This window comes from Actinoalloteichus caeruleus, assembly GCF_049311605.1.
Classification (GTDB): Bacteria; Actinomycetota; Actinomycetes; order Mycobacteriales; family Pseudonocardiaceae; genus Actinoalloteichus_B; species Actinoalloteichus_B caeruleus.
In genome coordinates, this window is record NZ_CP186005.1 from 4451628 (window position 1) to 4474398 (window position 22771).

Sequence of the window (22771 nt, forward strand, 5' to 3'; positions counted from 1 at the left end):
GTCGCGTCCTCGGCTGCCGTCACGGGTATCCCCTCGTCAGGACTTCCTGCGGCCGCACGATGAGGTCGACGCCCTCGGAATCGACCACCGTGGCCCGCACGAACTGGCCCACCTCGATTCCCTCAGCATCGGTGAGAACGCACTCCCCGTCGACTTCGGGCCCCTGGTGCTCCGCCCGACCGGTGCAGTCGCCCTCCTCGTCGGCGGTCCGCTCGACCAGCACCGTGACCTCCTCACCGACCCGTTCGGCGGCGCGTTGGGCGGTCAGCTCCTCCACGAGGGCGGAGACGCGCGTCACCCGCTCGGAGATCAGGTCCGGGTCCAGTTTGTCGGGGAATCCCGCCGCCTCGGTGTTCTCCTCGTCCGAGTAGCCGAAGACACCGACGACGTCCAGGCGGGCCGCAGTGAGGAACCGCTCCAGCTCCGCCACGTCGTCCTCGGTCTCGCCCGGGAACCCCAGGATGACGTTCGTCCGCAGACCGGCGGTCGGGGACAGCGCCCTGACGCTCTCGACGAGGCCCAGGAAGGACTCGGTCGACCCGAACCGGCGCATGCGGCGCAGCACCGACTCGCTGGAGTGCTGGAAGGAGAGGTCGAAGTACGAGGCCACCCCCGGTGTGGTGGCGATGGCGCTCACCAGACCCGGCCGGGTCTCCGCGGGCTGGAGGTAGGAGACGCGCACCCGGTCGATCCCCGGGACCTCGGCCAGGCGGGGGAGCAGCTTCTCCAACGCCCGCAGGTCCCCGAGGTCCTTGCCGTAGGAGGTCGAGTTCTCACTGACCAGGAAGAGTTCCCGCACCCCTGACACGGCCAACCACTCGGCCTCGGCCACCACGTCGTCGGTGGGGCGGGAGACGAAGGAGCCCCGGAAGCTCGGGATCGCGCAGAAGGAACACCGCCGGTCGCAGCCGGAGGCGAGCTTCAGCGGGGCGACCGGGGACTTGTCGAGGCGGCGGCGCGGCACCCTCGGCCCCCAGGCGTGGCCGGGAACGGCCACCTGCTCGGCCGAGCCGGCCAGGGCGGAGGGGCGCTCGACCGGCGAGATCGGCAGCAGGCGACGGCGGTCACCCGGGGTGTGGGAGGCCACCGCGTTCCCGGCCAGCACCTCGTCGAGCCGGTTGGCCATGTCCGGGTAGTGGTCGAAGCCGAGGACGGCGTCAGCCTCGGGGAGGCTGTCGGCGAGTTCCTTGCCGTACCGCTCGGCCATGCACCCCACCGCGACCACCTTGGCTCCGGTGTCGGCCGCGGCGAGCAGGGTGTCCACCGAATCCTTCTTGGCGGACTCGATGAAGCCGCAGGTGTTGACCAGCACGACGGAGGGGGTGTCCTCCCCGCTGGCGTCGGTGTCGACGAGCTCCCAGCCCGCACCGCTGAGGCGGCCGGCCAACTCCTCGGAGTCGACCTCGTTGCGGGAGCAGCCCAGGGTGACGACGGCGACGCGGCGGGGTGGTTCGGGGGTTGGCACGAGGTCAGGGTAACGGGGCCCGTCCACCCGTCCGGTGGGGCGAGGGCCGCCAGGTGCCGGACGGCTCGGGGCCGGTCACCACCGCACGGGTGGTGAACCAGGCGGATAGGCTTGCTGAACGTGCAGGTAGCCGAGGACGAACCACTGGTGGTCCGGCGTGCCCGGGTGGGTGACGTGCGAGCCGTCAAACGACTGGTCGACGCCTATGCGGGCAAGGTGCTGCTGGCGAAGGAGCTCGTCGCCCTCTACGAGGGGGTGCAGGAGTTCTGGGTGGCCGAGACCGGCGGCGACATCGTCGGGTGCGGCGCGCTGCACGTCCTCTGGGAGGACCTCGCCGAGATCAGGACCGTCGCGGTGGCCCCCGAGGCCGCCGGGCGGGGTGTGGGCCGAGCGGTGGTGAGCAGGCTGGTGGAGGTCGCGATCGAGCTCGGCCTGCGGCGGATCTTCGTGTTGACCTTCGAGACCGCGTTCTTCGCGCGGCTGGGCTTCCGCGAGATCTCCGGCACGCCGGTGTCCGCCGAGGTGTACGAGGAGATGCGGCACTCGGTGGACGAGGGGGTCGCGGAGTTCCTCGACCTGCCCTACGTCAAACCCAACACCCTGGGGAACAGCCGGATGCTGCTCGAACTGCCCGCCGAGGAGCAGGAGCGCCCGGGGCCCACGTCGCCCGGTCCGCGTGTGACCCCCACCTGACCCGCGTCTGACCCGCGTCTGACCCGTGGGAGCCGCGCCTGGCCCCGGCCTGGTCCGGTCCTGACCCGACGGGACCCGCCCGACCGGGTGGATCCCGCGACGCCGGCCCACCCGCGGCGGCACCGTCCCGTCGGGTTGACGGCCCGCCAGGGCGGAGCCCGGTCCGGACGGGACGCGCGGCGGCGGTTCCGGCTGCCGCCTCCCCCACCTGGCCACGGCGCCGGCGGTGCGGGTGCCTCGGAGCCCGCTCCCGCTCCGGTGGGCGGCCACATCCGGTGCGGCGAGGCCCTCGGGGAAGGCGGCGCGAGCCCGTGCCCGGTGTGGTGACGGGGTCGGCGGCGTGGCGCCGCTTCGGGCCGCCGCCACCCGCGAGCGCCCTCATCGGACTCCGCCAGTGCCCCGTGCCGACCATCCACGGTGGACCACGAGCACGTCGGTCGAGGACCCCGGGCCTCGTGGGCGGCGCACGCCGCGGGCGAACCCCTGATCCCCGGTTCGGGAACCCCTGCCCACACCCGGGAAACCGCCCCAGGACCCCCACCACCCGGAGTTATCAAACGAACACCCAATGTTTATCGGAGCCACATCGCATGACGGTTCCGCGCGGGGAATCGGTCGGCTAAGAATTGTGATCACTTCGACATCCCAGCGACCCGTCGGCATCCGGTTCCCGCGTTCCCCGGGGGGCCAGGCCCGTCGCGGTCGCCTTCCCCGCCCAGGAGATCGCATGTCCTCCAGATCCCCGCGCCGTGCCCTGCGAACGCTCATCGCCTCCGTTCTCGCGACGATGGCGTTGCTGGTGGGAGGGGGAGTCGCCCACGCCTCCCTCCCGCCGGCCGAACTGCGACAGGTGACCGACGACTACCTGTTCACCCAGAGCCTGCCCTCGTTCGTCCAACTCCGGTCGCAGCGCCCGCACGCGCCCCAGCTCGACTGGTCGTCGGACGGTTGTTCGTACTCGCCCGACGAGCCTTTCGGGTACGAGTTCCTGAACTCCTGCCACCGGCACGATTTCGGCTACCGCAACTACAAACTCCAGAACCGGTTCACCTCGGCCAACAGGAAGGCCATCGACGACCGGTTCCGTGACGACATGTACTCCGTGTGCTCCTCCGCCGTGTGCCGCCGCACGGCGGACGTCTACTACTGGGCAGTCCGGGCCTTCGGTGGTTCGGGCACCACCACCGCCGAGGCGATCGAGCGGGCCCTGCACGAGCCCTCGGTCCAGGCACGGCTCGCCGAGCTCGGTTCCCGCTGACCGGGCGCCGCCCCTTCCGCCGCCGTCGGCCGGGTCCCCACCGGTACGACGGCGGTCGCGGCCGCCGGTGCGCGTGCCGGTCCACGAGGGACGGTGGACCGGGCGCGACGGTCCGCGGCGCGGTCGGCACGGGTGGGCCCGCGCCGTTCGCCCCCGTTCACCCCCCGGCCAGGCACCCGTCATCGGCTGGCTCCGCCGGTTGGCTGCAATCGTCCCGTCCCGATCAGCACAGTCCTTCCGACTGGAGGTCCGATGGTGACGCCACGGGGTGTCAGGACACTGCTCTGCGCCGCACTGGTGACGCTGCCCCTGGCCGCGCTACCGACCGCCACCGCCGCCCCCGATCCGGGGCCCCCCGCCGGGGCGGCACTCCCCGAGGACGGTCCCGCGGCGTCCTCGCGGATCGAACCCGACCTGTGGGCGGCCCCGGGCGGGAGCGCGGCGGACCTCGGTTTCACGGTCAGCAGCAGCACGACCGCCGTCGCCCCGGGACTCGAGTTGACCGAGTTCGCCCGTTTCGACCCGAACGGCTGGGTGGAGGGCGACGTGCTCACCGCCGACCTGAGCGGGACCGGGCTGCGACCCACCTACCTCCACCCCGGCTCGGTGTCCGACCGCGCGCCGCTCTCGGAGCAGGTGGCCTCGGCCGGAGCGGTCGCCGGGGTCAACGCCGACTTCTTCGACATCAACGCCACCGGCGCTCCTCTCGGGGTGGGCATCGACGACGGCACGTTGCGGCACGCCCCGGCCGACGGTCGCAACCTGACCGCCACCTTCACCGAGGAGGGCCTGGCCTCCCTCACGGAGGTCTTCCTGGAGGCCTCGGTGACCCTTCCCGGTGGGGAGTCCGTCCCGGCGAGCAACTTCAACTCGCCGGTCGTGGCCGCCGGCGGCATCGGCGTGTTCACCCCGCTGTGGGGGGAGTCCGACCGGACGACGGCCGTCGTCGGCGCCGACCGCGTCTCGGAGGTGGAGGTCCGGGAGGGACGAGTGGTCGCGGTCCGGGAGGCGCCATCCGCCGGGCCGGTGGCCGACGGGAGCCAGTTCCTCCTCGGCCGTGACGGCGGGGCGGACCTCCTCGGCGCGCTGTCGGTCGGGGACGCGGTGGGACTGGACGTCGACGTGCGCTCGGACGTCGAGGACATCGCCGTCGCCGTCGGCGGGAACCGGGTCCTGGTCAGGGACGGTGCGGTCCTGCCGGTCGACGACGTGGCCCTGCACCCGAGGACGGCGGTGGGCTTCTCGGAGGACGGCGAGCGCTTCTGGCTGGTCACCATCGACGGACGGCAGGCGAGCAGCCGGGGGATGACGGAGCGGGAGCTGGGCCACTACCTGCGGTCGCTGGGAGCGCACCACGCCCTCAACCTCGACGGCGGCGGTTCCTCCACGATGCTGGCCCGCCCCGTGGGCGACGCCGAACCCAGTGTCCGCAACTCGCCGTCGGACGGCGGCGAGCGGACGGTGCCCAACGGGCTGGGTCTGGTGACGCCGGAGGGCAGCGGTGAACTGACCGGCTACCGCGTGGAACCCGCCGTCACCGGTGCCGACTCGGAGCGGGTCCTCGGCGGGCTCGGCCGCCGGCTCGTGGCCCACGGCCACGACGAGACCGGCGCGGCCGTCGCCGCCACCCCGAGGTGGTCGGTCACCCCGCAACGGCTCGGTCAGGTCGGTCGCGGTGTGTTCCGGGCCCGTCCGGGCGCGCCGGGTGTCGACGGCCCCCGAACGGTCACCGTCGCGGCCGGCCGGGACGGCACCCGCTCGGAGGTGGAACTGAGGGTGTTGGGCACCCCGGTCCGGTTGGGTACCGACATCGGTCAGGTCGCCCTCGCCGGTGACGGCGCCGTCGGGCACTTCACGGTCCTCGGGTACGACGGCGACGGGTTCGGCACGTGGGTCGAACCGGCCGACGTGTCGCTGGACTACGACCGGGACGTCGTGCGGATCACCCCGCACGAGGACGGTTTCGCCGTCACCGCCCTGGTGCCCAGCGGATCGACCGTGGTCGAGGCGACCGTCGGCGGACTGCGCGCCGCCGTCGGGGTGTCGGTCGGGACCGAGGACCACGTGCTGTCCAGCATGGACGACCTCGCCGCCTGGCAGGCCACCGGCTTCCCCGCCGTCGTCGACTCGGCGATCTCCTCGGCTCCCGGCCGCGACGGCGGCACCGGGATCGCCCTGGACTACGGGTTCACCGGCACCACGGCGACCAGGGCCGCCTACGTCGCCGCCCGGGGCGACCTCGCACTGCCGGCGGGCACCCAGCGGATCGGGGTGTGGATCAACGGGGACGGGCGCGGGGCGTGGCCGAGGCTGGACCTCCGGGACAACGGTGGGGTGGCCACGATCCTGGACCTCGCCGCCGCCGTGGACTGGACGGGCTGGCGCTACGTGGAGGCGACCGTGCCGGGAGGACTGGCCGGTCCGCTAAGGGTGCACCGCGTCTACCTCGCCGAGACCGACGGGAACAGCCAGTACGAGGGCAGGGTGGTCTTCGACGACCTCACCGCCGCTGTCTCCCCCGTCGCCGAGGTACCGCCACCCGGTGCTCCCCGGGACCCCTCGGTGCTGGGCGCGGCCCCGCGGGGGCCGGCGGGAGGCCTGCGGGTGGCCGTGGTCAGCGACGCCCAGTTCACCGCCGACTCCCCGGACGGCGAGGCGGCCAGGCAGGCGAGGAGGTCCTTCCGCGAGGCGTTGGCGTCCGAGCCGGATGTGGTGTTGATCAACGGCGACCTGGTGGACCGGGGGTTCGCCGAGGACTTCGCGGTGGCCCGCCGGATCCTCGACGAGGAGTTGGGCGACTCCGTGCCCTGGTACTACGTGCCCGGCAACCACGAGATCTCCGGCCCGGGTGACATCAGCGAGTTCCAGGCCGCGTTCGGCGCTCCCTTCCAGGTCGCCGACCACGGGGGAATTCGGATGGTGTTGCTGAACAGCGCGTACGGCACGCTGCGCGGTGGCGGGTTCGACCAGGTGGAGATGCTGCGGGACGCCCTGGACTCGGCGGTGTCCGACCCGGACGTGGACGGGGTCCTCGTGGCGATGCACCACCCGACCGTCGACCCGGGGCCCGCGGCGAACTCGCGGCTCGCCGACTCCAGGGAGGCCGACCTCATCGCCGGGTGGCTGACGGAGTTCGAACTGGAGTCCGGCAAACCCGCCGCCGTCATCACCGCCCACGCGGGACTGTTCCACGCCTCGCGGGTGGATGGCGTGCCCTACTGGATCAACGGCAACGCCGGCAAGGGCCCGTCGGCGCGGCCCGAGTCGGGCGGCTTCACGGGGTGGAGCCTGCTGCACCTGGACCCGAGCCGGGAGGAGCTGCCGATGCGCGTCGAGATGCGTCCGCACGTGGACGGGCTGTCGGTCGAGGTCCCGGACGAGCTGGCGATCGGCGGGACCGGCGAGGTGGTGGCCGAGGTCCACCAGGACGGCCGGACCGTCCCGGTGGCCTACCCGGTGGCCGGGTCGTGGTCCGGCTCGGACGGACTGCACGTCGCTGGCGCCTCGACCTCCGAGCCCGGCCCGGAACACGTGGCCTCCTTCGACCCGGCCACCGGTCAGGTCCGGGGGCTTCGGGCGGGGACGGCGTCCCTCGAACTGGCGGTGAACGGGGTGACGGAGCGGGTGCGGGTGACCGTGCGCTGATCTCGCCCAGGGTGACCGCCGCCCGCCCTTGACGCCAGGCCTCGACGGCCCCGGGAACCGCTCCGGTTCCCTGGGCCGTCCGCCGCGCGGGGACGGCACACGGCCCAGGTCGATGACCAGGCGAAACCTGGACGCGCTCCGCGCGCGCGGTCTGCACGAGACGGTGTGCGGACACGGAGTTCGCGCCTGGGTCCGATTCGGATCGACGGTGTTCCCGAAGTGCCCCTCACACCCTTCTCACGCCTGCTAACTTCACAGAGGGGAATCACCAGCCGGCGGTGTGTGCACCGTCCCCGCCCGGCTGACGAGCATCGGAAGGGCCGCGGATGGCGACCGAACAGGGTGGGGAGCGCCTCGTCGCGTCACCGGACGCCCTGGGCACCGTCGACCGCCGGACCGCGCGCTCGCCCTCGCTGGTCCCGCGCGAGCACGCGGTCCGGGCGCCGGGTCGCCGGCACGCGCCCACCGCGCGGCGGGAGGCGATCCACTGGCCGTCAGCGCCGGCCCCGTGGTCCTCGCCCGCACGGAGAGCGTGCCCGCTCGTCGGTTCCCCCGAGGTCGGGTCGAGCGGCGGCGACTCCGCTCCACGGCGAGCACGGACCTCCGTGACGGCCGAGCGCCGGCCCGCGCCCCCGCGCGCCCTCCCGGCGAGCGAGCCGAGCCTGCCGGACCGCGCCTCCCTCCCCTCCGGCGAGGGCACTCCGCCCCCGAACACGGCTCACCCGCCCAGGAAGCCTGGGCCGGCGGGATCCGGCACCACCTCCCGCACGGCCCACCCGCACCAACCAGACCGGCGTCCCGTCCGCCCCGGCGGCGGGCGACCGGTCGGCACGTCCACACGACCAGACAGCACCAAGGACCACCACGCGATCACGGCCACCGTTCCTCCGACGACGGGGGCGACCGGCACCACGTCGGCGGTCAGCGGGTGCGAGGCGTCCCGCCGCCCGTGCGCACCCGGCCGCCGCGCACGGACCGACGACCTCCGGGCATCCGGACCAAGCTGGGGAGAGCCGGTCCGGGTTCGTCGGGGAACGGTGATTTCCTTGTTGCGGCCAGCACTTCGGGGAGCAGCACCATGACCGACGCCGAAACCCAGGAACCAGACTTCACGCAGTCCGAGTACCAGAGACAGGAAAGCCCGACCCTGGAGTCCTTCGGGGATGTCTTGAAACTGCCCTCGACCTGGATAAACAACCAGTTGATCAGGAATCGGGGCGAGAAGCTCAACCAGGGTCTGGACCACCGGGACCCGATGCTCACGAGCTGCCACAACTACGCCTCGTCGGGGCACCCGGAGCTCAAGCAGTGGGTCGACGAGGGCAACGAGCCCGAGCACACCCACGCTGTCGGCGAGACCTGGAACAGCATCGGCAACGAGTTCGTCGAGGACTTCGAGGAGCTGAGGTCACTCGCCGACAACGGCGCCGACTGGGAGGGCGAGTCCGCCGACGCGGCCTTCGCCGCCGTCGCCTCCCTCGGCGAGTGGACCGGGGAGAGCAGCCAGGCGTACCACGCCACGTCCGCGCAGGTGGAACAGCAGGCCTTCGCCGCGTCCGAGGCGAGACAACGGATGCCGGAACCGGTCGAATACGACCGGGCCGAGTTCCAACGGCGGATATTGACCACGGCCAACCCGCTCGAGATGATCGCCATCGGCAACGAGGCCGTCGAGACCTACGAACGCGCCGTCGCCGCGCACGAAGAGGCCGTGCAGGTCATGGGCACGCTGGAGTCGACTTTCCAGACGACGGACAGCAGCATGCCCGCGTTCGCTCCGCCGCCCTCCATCACGGGTGGGGACGGTGACGGAACGGTCGACCGGTCCAACATCCGCACCCCGGTCGGTGAGGGCAGCCTGGACCGGTACGGCCGGCCGGGCGACGGTCCGGGCGGCGGGGGCCTGCCCGGCGGCGGTGGCGGCCTGCCCGGCGGTGGCGGGGGCCTGCCCGGCGGCGGGGGAAGCCTTCCCGGTGGCGGTGGCGGCGGGGGCGGTCTGCCCGGTGGCGGCGGTGGACTTCCTGGCGGCGGTGGTGGCGGCGGCGGGGGCGGCGGCCTTCCCGGCGGTAACTACCCCGGCGGCAACCCCCCTGGCTCTGACGGCCCGGGCAACGTCCGCCCCGACTGGGTGCCCAACAACCCGAACTACCCGGGCGGCAACCTGCCCGGTGGCAACCTGCCCCCCCTGCCGGGCGGTGGTGGCCCGGGGGGTGGGTTCCCCGGCGGAGGGCTACCGGGTGGCGGTGGCCCCGGTGGCGGCGGTCTCCCCGGCCCGCTCGGTGGGCTTCCTGGTGGCGGCGGCTTCGGCGGTGGACCAGGTGGGGGCGGCCCGGGTAGTGGCATGCGCCCCGGAGGTTTCGGCCCCGGTGGCGGCGGCTTCGGACCGGGCGGCAGCGGGGGCGGCGGTGGTTTCGGCCCTGGTGGCAGCTCGGGCGCGGGCGGTCCCGGTGCGGGTATGGGCGGTGCCCGGGGCATGGGCGGTATGGGTGCCGGTGGCATGGGTGGCGGTATGGGCGGCGGCATGGGTGCCGGCGGCGGCCGAGGCGGGCAGAACGCCGAGGACAAGGAGCACACCCGTGCCTCGTTCCTCCAGGAGACCGACGACATCTTCGGGGACGGGCGGATGGTGGCTCCCCCGGTGCTCGGCGACACCAACCGCTGACGGCTGACCGAGGCCCGGTGGCCGCGCGGCGGGTCCTCCCCGCCGCGCGAACGGGTCCCGAGAACCCCGGCGTGCGGCGGGCGGATCGGCACCGCTCGCGGAACGGAACGGCTCGGACCGCGCTTCCCGCCCGGGGTGCCCTCCCGGCCCAGACCGGTACCGACCGAAGCCGTCGTCGGCTGGCCGCCGCCGTGGGGCGGGGTTAGCGTCGGGAGGCTGCCCGGACCGGCCGGGCGACGCCGTCGGAGGTGCGTGTGATACGACCGATGACCAGCCTCGGGCACTGGCCCAGCCGGCTCGCGGCGGGGACCTTCATCCTCAACTCGGGTCTGAGCAAGCGGGACGCGGACGACGAGGCTGCCGCCGGTCTGCACGGCGCGGCGGCCGGCGCCTACCCGTTCCTGAAGTCGATGGAGCCGAAGCAGTTCGTGCGGCTCCTCTCGACCGCCGAGATCGGCCTCGGTGCCGCGCTGCTCATCCCCCTGGTTCCGACCGGGGTGGCGGGGGTCGGCCTGACCGCCTTCTCGGCCGGCCTGGTGGGCATGTACCTGCGGACTCCCGGGACGCGGCACAAGGGCAGCGTTCGTCCCACCGAACAGGGGCTCCCGCTGGCCAAGGACATCTGGCTGGTGGGCGCTGGCGTGGGCATGGTGGTGGAAGGGGTCGTGCACCGCGCGGCCCTCCGGCGGCACCGCAGGCGCAAGGCACTGCTGCGCGCCGGCGGTGCGGCGGCGCACCACGGGCGTTGCCGGCACCGCGGAGCCGGTGAGGGGCGCGGTCACGAACACCACGGGCACCACGAGTCCCGGCGGCATCACGGGCACGGGAAGCACGAGGGGTGGCACCACCTCGGTCGGCACGGTGGTCGAGCTCGGCACGACGAATCGGCTGCCACCGAACACCACGGTCACGGCGCCGCCGGCATGCTGTGGCGGAAGGCCCACCGGGAGCACTGACTTCCACCTCCTCCCCGGGCAGCCCACTCCCCACGCCGCGGGCCGGCGGTACCGCTGGCGAGCGGCGGCGCACCCCCTCCGCGGGGACGCTCGGGTCGGCCGGCGACAACGGCCGTGGCCCGCCTGGGGCTTGGGCGCTCCCGGTGGCGGGACGAGGACCGTCCGCGCCGGTGGGGGGATCCGGGGTGCGGGCCACCTCGGGTCGGCCGGAGCCGGCGGGTCTCCCGCCGAACGACCGACCGGCCGCCCCCGCCTCGGCACGGGGTTCCGCCCGGCGTCCCCTCGGTGCGGCGCTCCGAGCGGTGGGGAGCACGCGGCCACCACCCCTCACGGCGGTTGGCCGGCCCGGCTCCACCAGCGCGGGAAGCTCCACGGCCGTTCGGGTGTTGAGGTGGGCGTGAGCACCTCCCAGGTCACGCGGGTCGACGTCGTCGTCATCGGTGCGGGGCAGGCCGGGCTGTCCAGCGCCCACTCCCTGGCGAGGGCCGGTCTCCCGCCCGGCTCGGGTTTCGTGGTGCTCGACGGGGCGACCCGGCCCGGTGGCGCGTGGGGCGAGCGGTGGCCGACCCTGACCATGCGGACCGTGCACGGCATCCACCAACTGCCCGGCATGCCCGTCCCCGCCGTCGACGAGAGCGAGGCCGCCGCCGTGGCGGTGCCCCGGTACTTCGCCGACTACGAGCGCGAGTTCGACCTCCCGGTGCGACGCCCGGTCATGGTGCGGTCGGTGCGCCCCGGACCCGCCGGCCGGCTCCTGGTCGACTCCGACGACGGCGGGTACGCGGCGCGGGCCCTCATCAACGCCACGGGCACCTGGCGCCGCCCCTTCTGGCCGAGGTACCCCGGGCAGGAACTGTTCGGTGGCCGACAGCTGCACACCGCCGACTACCGGGGTCCCGAGGAGTTCGCGGGCCAGCGGGTCGTGGTCGTCGGCGGCGGGTCGTCGGCCGTCCAACTCCTGCTGGAGATCGACGAGGTGGCCAGCACGGTGTGGGTGACCAGGAACCCGCCTGACATCCGCCGGGGACCCTTCGACCAGGACCGGGGGCGGGAGGCCGTGGCCTCGGTCGACCGCGAGGTGCGGGCGGGCCGACCGCCCGGCAGCGTCGTGCGCGCCACCGGGCTCGTACTCCCACCGGACGCCCTGGCGGCGTGGGAGGCGGGGCGACTGGCACGACGGCCCATGTTCGAGCGGCTGACCCCCACCGGCGTGGCGTGGCCGGACGGGCACCACGAGGACGTCGACGTCGTCCTGTGGTGCACGGGCTTCCGCCCCGCCCTGGACCACCTGGCCCCGCTGCGACTGCGCACCCGGCACGGCGGGATCGTCATGGACGGGACGCGGGTGGTGGCCGACCCCCGGGTCCACCTGGTCGGATACGGCCCCTCCGCGAGCACCGTCGGAGCGAACCGGGCGGGTCGCGACGCCGTCCGCGACATCCGTCGGCTGCTCGCCGCTCCGGCGGCGGACGGCGCGGGCGACGACCTGCCCCGAGCGGGATGAGGGACGACGGGGTCGGAGTCGGAGGCACGCGACCACCGCGCCCTGGACCGTCCGACCGTCCCGACCACCGGTAGCTGGTCCGCCGGGCCGATGGCGGGTCGGGCCCAGCCCGGGTGCGGCGGACGACCACCACCAGGCCCACCCACCGCTCCCGACTGGTCAGCGCCGGGCGAGTTCCAGCCGGGCGGCGGCCCTGGCGGCCGAGGGCTCCGCCGCCGCCAACGCCGCCTCGGCCGCCGCCCGGCAGCGGGCCAGGTCCACCCCGGCCAACCGGGCGCCCACCGGCGCCAACGCCGGGTGGTTCATCGACAGGCTGCTGACTCCCAGGCCGACGAGGACGGCCGCCAGGTCGGGATCCGCCGCCGCCTCCCCGCAGACACCCACCGGCTTCCCGGCCGCCCCGGCGGACCGCCCGAGCAGGCGGAGCAGGCGGAGCAGGCCGGGCTGCCAGGGGTCGGTGAGCTGGGCGACCGCGCCGAGCTGCCGGTCCGCCGCCAGGGTGTACTGGGCCAGGTCGTTGGTCCCCACGCTGACGAAGTCGACGACATCCAGGATCTCGTCGGCGGTGAGCACGGCCGAGGGCACCTCGACCATCACCCCCACCCGTTCCACCCCCGCCGCCCTGGCCCGGGCCGCGAACCACGCGGCCTCGGCCGGCGTGGCCACCATCGGGGCCATCACGGAGACGACCGCTCCGCTGTCGGTCGCCGCGGCGACGATGGCGCCCAACTGCCTGTCCAGCACGTCCTCGTGGACCCGTCCGAGCCGCAGCCCGCGCACACCGAGCGCCGGGTTGGGCTCCCCGTGCTGGTCGAGGAACGGGATCGGCTTGTCGGCCCCGGCGTCGAGGGTGCGCACGACCACCGGCTTGCCCCGGAAGGGGGCCAGGACCCGCCGGTACGCCTCGTGCTGGTCCTGCGCCGAGGGCTCCCGGGTGGCCCCGAGGTAGCAGAACTCGGTGCGGAAGAGCCCGACACCCTCCGCGCCGGCCCGGACCGCCTCCGCCGAGTCCGGTGCGGACCCGACGTTGGCCAGCAACGCCACCTGGTGGCCGTCCGAGGTGCGGCCGACCCCGTCCCAGTGCGCCTCCGGCGGCCGGTCGGCGGTCACGACGGTCACCTCCGGGGCCGCCTCCACCACGGTGCCAAGGCCCCCGTCGACGACGAGGGCGGCGGGGTCCAGCTCCAGCACTCCCTGGCAGGCGACCACGGCCGGGATCCCCAGGGAACGCGCGAGGATCGCCGTGTGGCTGGTGGGACCGCCCTCCTCGGTGACCAGGGCGAGCACCACCGACGGGTCGAGACCGGCGGTGTCCGCGGGAGCGAGGTCCCTGGCGAGCAGCACGCTCGGCTGGTCCAACACCGGGATGCCCGGCGCCGCCCGCCCGAGCAGTTCGGTGACGAGCCTGTCCCGGACGTCGATCACGTCCCGGGCCCGTTCCGCCATGTAGCCGCCGGCCGCGCGCAGCGCGGTGACGAACTCCTCGGCGGCCTCGTGCACCGCCCTGGCCGCGGGCAGCGGACCGCTGGCCACGAGCTGTTCCGCCTTCCCGAGCAGGGAGGGGTCCTCCGCCATCACGGCGGTGGTCTCCAACACCTCGGCGGACTCGCCCTCCGCCCGCGCGGCCTGGGCACGCAGGCGACCGGCCACGGCGGCGCCGGCCGGCCGGATGCGGGCGGCCTCGGCGGTCGGATCAACGGGCGGCGGGCCGGCTGGCGGATCGAGCACCGGTTCGGTGATCCGCACCACCGGCCCGGCTGCCCGTCCCGGGCTCACCCCGACTCCGTTGAGCACGACCTCGGCCATCGGCGGACTCCCTTCCGTGGTGTGCCCGCACGCTATCCCGATCCGAGTGGTCTGGACCAGTGCCCCGGGCCGAGCGTCGCGACCGGTGACCCCGAACGTCCCAGCGCGACCGGCACCGAACGGCCCAGGGGAACCAGCGGGTAGCGACGCGTCGCGTCCCCTCGGCCAGGCGACCTGGACGGGAGCCGGGACGCCGCGCGGGCACCCATCGCCCTGCCCCCGACCGACGTCCCCGCCACCACCGGTACCGCCCGCCGGCGGTGACCCCCGAGACGACGGACGGTCAGCCCGCCGGTTCCTCCGCCGGCGGGGCACCCTTGATCGAGGCCATCAGACCGCCGAGGTCCTCCGGTTTCACCAGGACGTCCCTCGCCTTGGACCCTTCGGAGGGGCCCACCACTCCCCGTGTCTCCAACAGGTCCATCAGCCGACCCGCCTTGGCGAAACCCACGCGCAGCTTGCGCTGCAGCATCGAGGTCGACCCGAACTGGGAGGTCACGACCAGTTCCGCGGCCTGGAGCAACACCTCGAGGTCGTCACCGATGTCAGGGTCGATCTCCCGCTGCTCACCCGGCTTGGCGGCGGTGACACCCTCGGTGTACTGGGGCTGGGCCTGGTCCTTGGTGTAGGCGACGACCTGGGAGATCTCCTCGTCGGACACGAAGGCGCCCTGCATCCGGGTCGCCCGCGAGGCACCCATCGGCAGGTACAGGCCGTCGCCCATGCCGATGAGCTTCTCCGCCCCCGCCTGGTCCAGGATCACGCGGGAGTCCGTCAGCGAGGACGTCGCGAAGGCGAGCCGCGAGGGGACGTTGGTCTTGATGAGCCCGGTGACGACGTCCACGCTCGGCCGCTGGGTGGCGAGCACCAGGTGGATACCGGCCGCGCGCGCCTTCTGCGTGATGCGGACGATCGCCTCCTCGACGTCCCGGGGGGCCGTCATCATCAGGTCCGCGAGTTCGTCGACGATCGCGAGGATGTACGGGTAGGGCCGGTACTCCCGTTCACTGCCCGGCGGCGTGGTGATCTCGCCGTCCCGGACCTTGCGGTTGAAGTCGTCGATGTGCCGGACCCGATTGGCCTGCATGTCCTGGTAGCGCTGTTCCATCTCCTCCACGAGCCAGGCCAGCGCCGCCGCCGCCTTCTTGGGCTGCGTGATGATGGGGGTGATGAGGTGCGGGATCCCCTCGTACGGGGTCAGCTCGACCATCTTGGGGTCGATCAGGATCATCCGGACCTCGGTCGGGGTGGCCCGGGCCAGCAGCGACACCAGCATGGAGTTGACGAAGCTCGACTTGCCCGATCCGGTGGAACCCGCGCACAGCAGGTGCGGCATCTTCGCGAGGTTCGCGGTCAACATGTGGCCCTCGATGTCCTTGCCCAGGCCGATCACCAGGGGATGCGCGTCCCCCAGGGCGGTCGGCGAGTGCAGGACGTCCGCCAGGCGCACCATCTCCCGGTCGCTGTTGGGCACCTCGATGCCCACGGCGGACTTCCCCGGGATGGGGGCCAGCAGCCGGACGTTGTCGGTCGCGGCCGCGTAGGCGATGTTCTTGGTGAGCGCGGTGATCTTCTCGACCTTCACGCCAGGGCCCAGCTCCACCTCGTACCGGGTGACCGTCGGCCCCCGGGTGAACCCGGTGACCCGCGCGTCGATCTTGAACTGCTCCAGGACGCCCTGGATGGCGTCGATCATGGCGTCGTTGGCGCGGCTGCGGGCCTTCGGCGGGTCGCCAGCGCGGAGCAGTTCGGGCGGCGGCAACCGGTAGTCGCCCTCCACGGCCCGGACGGTGAAGGGCGTTCCCTTCGCCCGCTCGGCGGTGCCGGCGCCGGTCTCCTGGTCGGCGGCCGGCGGGTGCGCGACCGCACGGGCGGCGGCCGCCGCTGCGGCTGGCCGGGCCGGCTCGGCGGCCGCGACCTCCTCGGCCTCCCCGGTGTCGCCCACCGGATCCGCGTCCTCCCGCGCGGCCGCCCGGCGGCGGGGGCGGCGGGCGGGCCGGTCCTCCTCGGGCTCGGCGTCCTCGCGCGTCCCGACCTCGGCCGCCCGGGTACGGCGGGGTCGTGGGCCGCGGCTGGGCGCGGGTTCCTCGTCACCGACGAGTTCACGCCACCGCTCCGGGACCCGCCTGACCGGCGTCCCGGTGAAGACGAGCAGCCCGAAGCAGACGATCAGGGCGAGTAAGGCGATGGCGACCGGACCGGTGAGGCCCTGCCCGAGCGGCCCGCCCGCCACGAAACCGATGACGCCCGCCGACTCCCGCCAGGCGGCCGGTTCCTGGGGCGCTCCGGTGGACAGGTGCAGGATGCCGAGAGCGGCGAGCCCCATGAGCAGCGACCCGAGGACGTGGCGCATCCGCGCGTCCGGAAGGGACTGGTGCCGGAACATGGCGATGCCGGTGCCGAACAGCACGACCGGGACCACCGCCGCGGCCAGGCCCGCGAAGCTGCGCAGCGCGACGTCGACCCACTCGCCGACCGGACCGCCCGCCCGCCACCACACACCGGCGGCGGTGACGATCGCCAACGCGATCAACACCATGGCCGCGCCGTCCCTGCGGTGCGCCGGGTCAAGGTCCCGGGTGCGGCCGACCGCCCTGGCCATGCCACCGACACCGCGTGCCAGCACCGACCAGCCGCCCCGGACCCCCTTGGGACGGCTCTTCTTCCGGGCGGCGGCGGAGCGGGACCGGGTGCCGGACCGGGTGCCGCCGGACTTCGACGAGCCGCCCTTCCGGTTCGAGCTACGTCCTGTCGTCGTGGTCCGGCCAGCCATGCCCCATACCGTAGTACGCCGTACCGCTGGTCACACGAACCACAACGGACCCGGCTCCGCCTGGGACGAGCTCGTGCCGTGGCCGGCACGAGGGGTATCCCGGTTGGGTGACCTCCGGCACTGCTGCCATGCTGCTGCGTCATGGTTGCACTCGCGCCCAGGCCGACCGGTTCGGCACCGCGAACCAGGTACCCCGTCCCGCCGGCTCGGCCGGTCCCCGCTTCCGGAGGGCGCTGGCACGTCCCGCCGCTCTGGCGGGCGTTGATGCCAGTGGCGAGCCTCCTCGTCGGACTGACCGGCAGGCTGGTCGTGACCGGGGACGTGCCGGCCAGGCTGCGGGGGCGGCCCCTGTTGCTGGCGGCGAACCACATCGGGAACTTCGACGTGCTGGTGCTGGTCGCGGCCTGCCGCCGCATCGGGGTGGCGCCCCGTTTCATGGCGACGGGCGGGCTGTTCGACGCCCCCGTGCTCGGTCCGGTGATGCGCCGCTGCGGCCACGTGCGGGTCAACCGGGGCAAGGACACGGCGGGGGACGCCATCGGCACGGCGGTGAGCGCCCTGGGCTCGGGCGCGCCGGTGCTGGTCTACCCGGAGGGGCGCATCAGCCTCGATCCGGGCCTGTGGCCGGAGCGGGGCAAGACGGGGGTCGCCCGGATCGCCCTGGCCTCGAGGGCTCCCGTGGTACCGGTGAGCCAGTGGGGCGCGCACGAGGCGGTGTGCTGGGGCACGCTGCGGATCGAGAGCCGGGCCGACCTGTGGATCCTCTTCCGGTCGTGGTTCCAGGCCATGCGCCGGCGTCCCACCTTCCGGGTGCACTTCGGTCACCCGGTCGAACTGTCCGGACTGGAGTCGGGCCGCCCCGGCGACGCCGTGCGGGCCCGGGACCGCATCATGCGGGCGATCAGCAGGGGCCTGCGCCCGCTGCGCCACCGGGAACCGCTGCGCCCCGCGTTCCACGACGGGACCCGACCGGTGACGGGCCGCAGCCCGTGGTCCCCGGAAGCCGACCGAGAACGGGCCAAGGCGGGCTGAGGACAGTACCGGTGGCCGCACGGCCGGCGGCCCACCCCGCCGGCCGCACCGTCAACTCGCCGACCCAACCGCACCACCCCCAGCGTGCGGGGACGACGCCAACGACTTCACGAACTTGAAGCAGGAGGCCGGAACAGCCCCGCGTGCGCGGGGACGACACGTGATCAGTCGCGCCCGTCACGGGACAATGGGGAACAGCCCCGCGTGCGCGGGGACGACGTGTTCGGTGACTCCTTCGACTTTGGACCGCCCCGGTGGTGTTGGAGGCCGTGCCTCCCACGCTCGTGTACGTTCAGACCGCTGTGGCCTGTCGCCAGTGTCGTTCCTCGTACTCCAACGGTGGCCTATTCCCACACCAACTATGCAGCCTGTGGTGATTGTACCAGTGAATCCACTCCGCAGTAGCAGCGCGGACGTCCGCAACCCCCTTCCACGGGCCTTTCCGGTAAATCAGCTCCTTCTTGTACAACGCGTTGACCGACTCCGCCAGCGCATTATCGTAGGAATCACCCCGACGCCCAACCGACCGCGCGATCCCCGACCGGCTCAACCGCTGACTGTAACGCAACGCCGTGTACTGCACCCCCCGGTCGGAATGAGCCACCAAACCAGGAGACAGACGACTCCTCCGCGCCCACAGCGCCATATCCAACGCATCCAACGCCAGCGACGTATCAGCGGTATCCGACACCTGCCACCCCACAATCGCCCGCGAGAACGCGTCCACGACCAACGCCGAATACACGAACCGACTCTCCCCGAGCCGAACGTAGGTCAGATCCGTGACCCACAACCGGTTCGGCCTCGGTGCCCGGAACACCCGCTCGACCAGGTCACCGGGCTGGCCCTCGACCTGCCCGGGCAGCATCGACCGCGGCCGGCGGGACCGGGTGACCAGCCCGGTCATGGCCTCGGACCGCATCAGCCGTTCCACGGTGCAGCGGCCCACGGTCACGCCTTGGCGGTGCAGTGCCGCCCAGACCTTGCGTGCCCCGTAGAGCCGGTGCGAGTCCTCCCAAATCCGGCGGATCACCGCAACGAGTTCCCGGTCGCGGCGGTGCCGGGCGGAGGGGTTCGTCCGTCGGTTGCGAATCGCGTAGTAGGTGGACACGCTCAGCCCTACTGTGCGGCAGGATACTTCCACGGGGAACCGGTCCCGGTGGTGGTCGACGAACTCGGTCAGCTCGGTGGGCGGGGGTCCATCTCCCGGGCGAAAAAAGCCGAGGCAGCCTTGAGGATTTCGTTGGATCGGCGGAGTTCGGCGTTTTCCCGTTCCAGCCGTGCGATCCGGTCCCGGTCCGACTCCCCGGTATTCGTGGAGTCCGCCGAGCCGGTGTGGGTGCTGGGTTCACCGCTGCGGACCCAGTACCGCAAGGCCTCGGGGTGCACTCCGAGTTGGTCGGCTACCCGGGCGATGGCTCCACGTCCGGGTCCCCACTGCCCCTCCAGTTCACGGACCATCTCCACCGCGCGTCGCCGCAACTCCTGGGGGTATTTCTTCGCGGAACCCATGCTCCTCATCCTTCCTGGGGTGCAGGGCCTCCAACAAACCCAGTACGGTCCACTTCGGGATGTTGGGAACAGCCCCGCGTGCGCGGGGACGACACGGCCCGGGAGGAACAGTGTCCCCCGGTTGTCGAGGAACAGCCCCGCGTGCGCGGGGACGACACTTTCCGACCTGCGGCGTTAGGGGCGGCACGCTCGGTTCTCGTTCACTTTTCCGAGCACCTCACGCCGCCGCGTCCTCGTCCGGTCAGGGTATCCGCACTCGGCGAGCTGGTAGGGCCACCGGTTCCGCGCGTTGACGCCCAGGCTCCACGTCGCACGCCGCGCCCCGACGGCCCTGGCCGCCCCGAGCACCGTGCTCCGCCAGGAGAGGAGGCCGCGTGCAGTCCTGCTCCCGGGCCGGGAACGGCGGGCGACGACACGCGTTCGTCCCGGGCTGGTCCGGACGGAGCCCGCTCTCCTCGCGCCCGCTGGCCTCCCCAGCCCTCCGCGACCCGTCAGCTCGCCGGCGTTCCGCCCCGCGTTGCCGCCGCCCGCAGCGCGTCCCGCAGCACCTCGGCGAGGTGCGAGGAGTCCCGCCCCAGGCCCTGGGCGAGCTGCGTCCGGCAACTGAACCCGTCGGCGAGCACCAGGGTGTCCGACTCGGCTGCCCGCACGGCCGGGAACAGCGAGTCCTCGGCGCAGGCCATCGACACCTCGTGGTGTCCCTTCTCGAAGCCGAAGTTCCCGGCCAGTCCGCAGCACCCGTCGACGAAGTCGGCCCGCACCCCCACGTGGTCGAGCAGCGTGCGGTCCGGGTCGGTGCTGAGCACGGCCGACTGGTGGCAGTGGGTCTGGGCGACCGCTGCCCGCTCCGCTCCTCGGGGCAGCCAGTCGAGGTCGTCGGCGACGAGGAGTTCGGCGAAGGTGCGGACTCCTTCACCGAGCCAGCCGGCCCCGGGCAGGAGTTCGCCCAGGTCGGTGCGGAGGGCGGCGGTGCAGCTGGGTTCCAGGCCCACCACGGGGACACCTGCCTGGACGTAGGGGGCCAGGACGCGGGCGGTGCGGCGCATCACCCGCCGGGCGATGCCGAGTTGCCCGGTGCTCACCCAGGTCAGCCCGCAGCACACCCGTTCCCTGGGCAGCTCGACGGTGTAGCCGGCGGCCTCCAGGACCTCGACGGCGGCCCGGCCGACCCCCGGGCTGAAGGTGTTCGTGAAGGTGTCCGGCCACAACAGCACCCGGCGTCCGCCCGCGGCGGGTGGGCGCGGGGCGCGGCGCCGGAACCAGCGGGTGAGGGTTTCGGGGGCGAACACCGGGAGGTCCCGGTGGGGGTCCACTCCGCCGAGTCGGCGGACGGCCGAGGCGACCGGGCGGGCCGACAGCGCCGCGTTGAGTGGGCGGGCGAACGGCTGGGCCAGCACCGCCAGCGCTGGCAGCCACCCCATCGAGTAGTGGGCGGCGGGCCTGATCCGGTTGCGGTAGTGCTGGTGGAGGAACTCGGCCTTGTAGGTGGCCATGTCGACCTCGACCGGGCACTCGGAGCGGCAGGCCCGGCAGGACAGGCACAGGTCCAGGACCTCGTGGACCTCCTCCGCGCGCCACCCGTCCCGGATGACCTCGCCGTGCAGCATCTCCACGAGCGCCCTGGCCCGGCCCCGGGTGGAGTGGCGTTCGTCGCGGGTGGCCCGGTAGCTGGGGCACATCACGCCGCCCCCGGTGTTGCGGCACTTCCCCACTCCGACGCAGCGGCGGGCGGCGGCGACGAAGGAACCACCGTCGTGGGGGTAGCTGAACATGGTGTCCACCGGGACGGTGACGGTGTCCTCGCTGGGCCAGCGGAGGTTCGCGTCGAGGGGCAGCGGGTCGACGATCTGGCCGGGGTTGAGCAGCCGGTCCGGGTCGAAGACGGCCTTGAACTCGCCGAACGCGTCGATGACCTCCGCCGGGTACATGCGGGTCAGTAGTTCGCCGCGTGCCTGGCCGTCGCCGTGCTCGCCGGAGAGCGATCCGCCGTACCCGGCGACGAGGTCGGCGGCGTCCAGCATGAACTCGCGGAAGCCGCGCACCCCGGTCGAGCTGATCAGGTCGAAGTCGAGGCGGACGTGGATGCACCCCTCGCCGAAGTGCCCGTAGTAGATGCCGCGTCGCCCGTGCTGCCCGAGCAACGCCTCGAAGTCCCGCAGGTAGTCGCCGAGCCGTTCCGGGGGAACGGCGGCGTCCTCCCAGCCCGGGTAGCCCTCGGTGCCGTCGCTCATCCTCGTCGCGATGCCCGAGCCTTCCTCCCGGATGCGCCACAACGCCCGCTGGTGGGCGGACTCGGCGAGGACGACGGCGGGAACGTCGAGGTCGCGGGCCAGCCCCTCCGCGCGGAGCACGGCCTCCGCCCGGGTGTCGCCGCCGGTCTCGCAGTACAGCCAGGCGTTGCCGTCGGGGAGGGATTCGGTGGCGGCGGAGGGGCCGTGGACGGCGCGGTGCGCCTCCACCAGGGCGCGGTCGACGCTCTCCACGGTGAGCGGGCCGTGGGGGAGGATGGCCGGCACGGCGTCGGCGGCGGCGAAGGCGTCGGGGAACCCCAGCACGGCCAGCACGCGCACGGCGGGCGGGCGGATCAGCCTGACGGTGGCGCCGAGCAGGGTGACGCAGGTGCCCTCGCTGCCCACGAGCGCGCGGGCCAGGTCCTCCCCGTTCTCGGGCAGCAGGGCGTCGAGGGCGTACCCGGACACGCGGCGCGGCAGGGTGGGCAACCCGGTGCGGAGGGCGGCGCGCCGCCGGTCGACGAGGGCGCGCAGGGGTCGGGTGAGGGGGCCGGCCGAGTCGAGGTCGGACACGGTCAACCGGGTTCCGTCGGCGAGCAGCACGTCGAGGTCGACGACGTTGTCCGCCGTGGTCCCCCAGGCGACGGCGGAGGAGCCGCAGGCGTTGTTGCCGATCATCCCGCCGATGGTGCAACGGCTGTGCGAGGACGGGTTGGGTCCGAAGGTGAGGCCGTGGGGCAGGGTGGCGTCGCGGAGGTCGTCGAGGACCAGTCCGGGTTCGACCCTGGCGGTCCCCCGGTCCGGGTCGAACTCGAGCAGCCGGTTGAGGTGGCGGGAGTGGTCCAGGACGACGCCGGGACCGCAGGCCTGCCCGCCGATGGAGGTCCCACCGCCCCGGTGGGTGATGGGGACGCCCTGCTCGGCGCAGACGGCGAGGGTGGCGGCCACGTCCTCGGCGTCGCGGGGCAGGACGACGGCTCTGGGCACGTGCCGGTAGTTGGAGGCGTCGCTGCTGTAGACCGCTCTCGTGGCGGAGTCCGCGAGGACCTCGCCCGCGATCCGGGCCCGGAGTTCCTCGGCCAGCCCCACCGTCACCACCGCCTCACCGTGTGCGTGTCGTCCCGCGATGGTGATCACAGTCCGGCGGCGAAGGCAAGCACCGGGCTGAGTGCGTCGCGGCCGGGACGGGACGGGAGGGGCGGGGCGGGAGGGGCGGGGCGGGGCGGGTCGTGGT

General features: G+C 73.7%; 13 protein-coding genes. 7 read left to right on the forward strand and 6 right to left on the reverse strand.

What is annotated here, in order from left to right; genetic code table 11:
- Positions 1–19: 19 nt before the first annotated feature.
- Entirely contained in the window at positions 20–1465 is a 1446-nt protein-coding gene (gene rimO, locus ACOJVX_RS17925; protein WP_026419992.1) for a 30S ribosomal protein S12 methylthiotransferase RimO, read from the reverse strand.
- Between the two features lie 111 nt (positions 1466–1576).
- Between rimO and ACOJVX_RS17930 the strand changes: the two genes are divergently transcribed.
- The 6 genes from ACOJVX_RS17930 (at position 1577) to ACOJVX_RS17955 (ending at position 12183) form a co-directional block, all read left to right on the forward strand.
- Positions 1577–2158, forward strand: coding sequence for an amino-acid N-acetyltransferase (locus ACOJVX_RS17930; protein WP_026419991.1), 582 nt, complete (start codon positions 1577–1579; stop codon positions 2156–2158).
- 727 nt (positions 2159–2885) lie between these two features.
- Positions 2886–3416 carry a phospholipase gene (locus ACOJVX_RS17935; protein ID WP_422646938.1) on the forward strand — a complete coding sequence of 177 codons (531 nt, stop codon included), beginning with the start codon at positions 2886–2888 and terminating at the stop codon, positions 3414–3416.
- 252 nt (positions 3417–3668) lie between these two features.
- The gene (locus tag ACOJVX_RS17940) at positions 3669–7061 is read left to right on the forward strand and encodes a phosphodiester glycosidase family protein (RefSeq protein WP_422646939.1); all 3393 of its coding nucleotides are present in this window, start codon (positions 3669–3671) and stop codon (positions 7059–7061) included.
- Between the two features lie 1078 nt (positions 7062–8139).
- Entirely contained in the window at positions 8140–9723 is a 1584-nt protein-coding gene (locus ACOJVX_RS17945; RefSeq protein ID WP_418155325.1) for a PPE domain-containing protein, read from the forward strand.
- Positions 9724–9989: 266 nt separating this feature from the next.
- The gene (locus ACOJVX_RS17950; protein ID WP_245588905.1) at positions 9990–10679 is read left to right on the forward strand and encodes a hypothetical protein; all 690 of its coding nucleotides are present in this window, start codon (positions 9990–9992) and stop codon (positions 10677–10679) included.
- 397 nt (positions 10680–11076) lie between these two features.
- Positions 11077–12183 (forward strand): NAD(P)-binding domain-containing protein, encoded by a 1107-nt coding sequence (locus ACOJVX_RS17955; RefSeq protein WP_418155323.1) that lies wholly within the window; start codon positions 11077–11079, stop codon positions 12181–12183.
- A gap of 159 nt (positions 12184–12342) precedes the next feature.
- Here the strand turns inward: ACOJVX_RS17955 and ACOJVX_RS17960 are convergent, their stop codons facing one another.
- Complete coding sequence (locus ACOJVX_RS17960; protein ID WP_030225441.1) at positions 12343–13989, reverse strand: phosphoenolpyruvate--protein phosphotransferase; 1647 nt, start codon at positions 13987–13989, stop codon at positions 12343–12345.
- Positions 13990–14272: 283 nt separating this feature from the next.
- Positions 14273–16762, reverse strand: coding sequence for a DNA translocase FtsK 4TM domain-containing protein (locus ACOJVX_RS17965; RefSeq protein ID WP_422646940.1), 2490 nt, complete (start codon positions 16760–16762; stop codon positions 14273–14275).
- A 264-nt stretch (positions 16763–17026) separates the two neighbouring features.
- Between ACOJVX_RS17965 and ACOJVX_RS17970 the strand changes: the two genes are divergently transcribed.
- A complete protein-coding gene (locus ACOJVX_RS17970) occupies positions 17027–17794 on the forward strand; it encodes a lysophospholipid acyltransferase family protein (protein WP_422646941.1) in 768 nt (255 codons plus the stop codon).
- Between the two features lie 292 nt (positions 17795–18086).
- Here ACOJVX_RS17970 and ACOJVX_RS17975 read toward each other — a convergent pair whose 3' ends face one another.
- From ACOJVX_RS17975 to ACOJVX_RS17985, 3 genes are all read right to left on the reverse strand, one after another.
- Complete coding sequence (locus ACOJVX_RS17975; RefSeq protein ID WP_081715524.1) at positions 18087–18938, reverse strand: IS3 family transposase; 852 nt, start codon at positions 18936–18938, stop codon at positions 18087–18089.
- 35 nt (positions 18939–18973) lie between these two features.
- Entirely contained in the window at positions 18974–19306 is a 333-nt protein-coding gene (locus ACOJVX_RS17980; protein ID WP_030106222.1) for a transposase, read from the reverse strand.
- A 491-nt stretch (positions 19307–19797) separates the two neighbouring features.
- Positions 19798–22635 (reverse strand): FAD-binding and (Fe-S)-binding domain-containing protein, encoded by a 2838-nt coding sequence (locus tag ACOJVX_RS17985; protein WP_211237581.1) that lies wholly within the window; start codon positions 22633–22635, stop codon positions 19798–19800.
- Positions 22636–22771 lie beyond the last annotated feature (136 nt).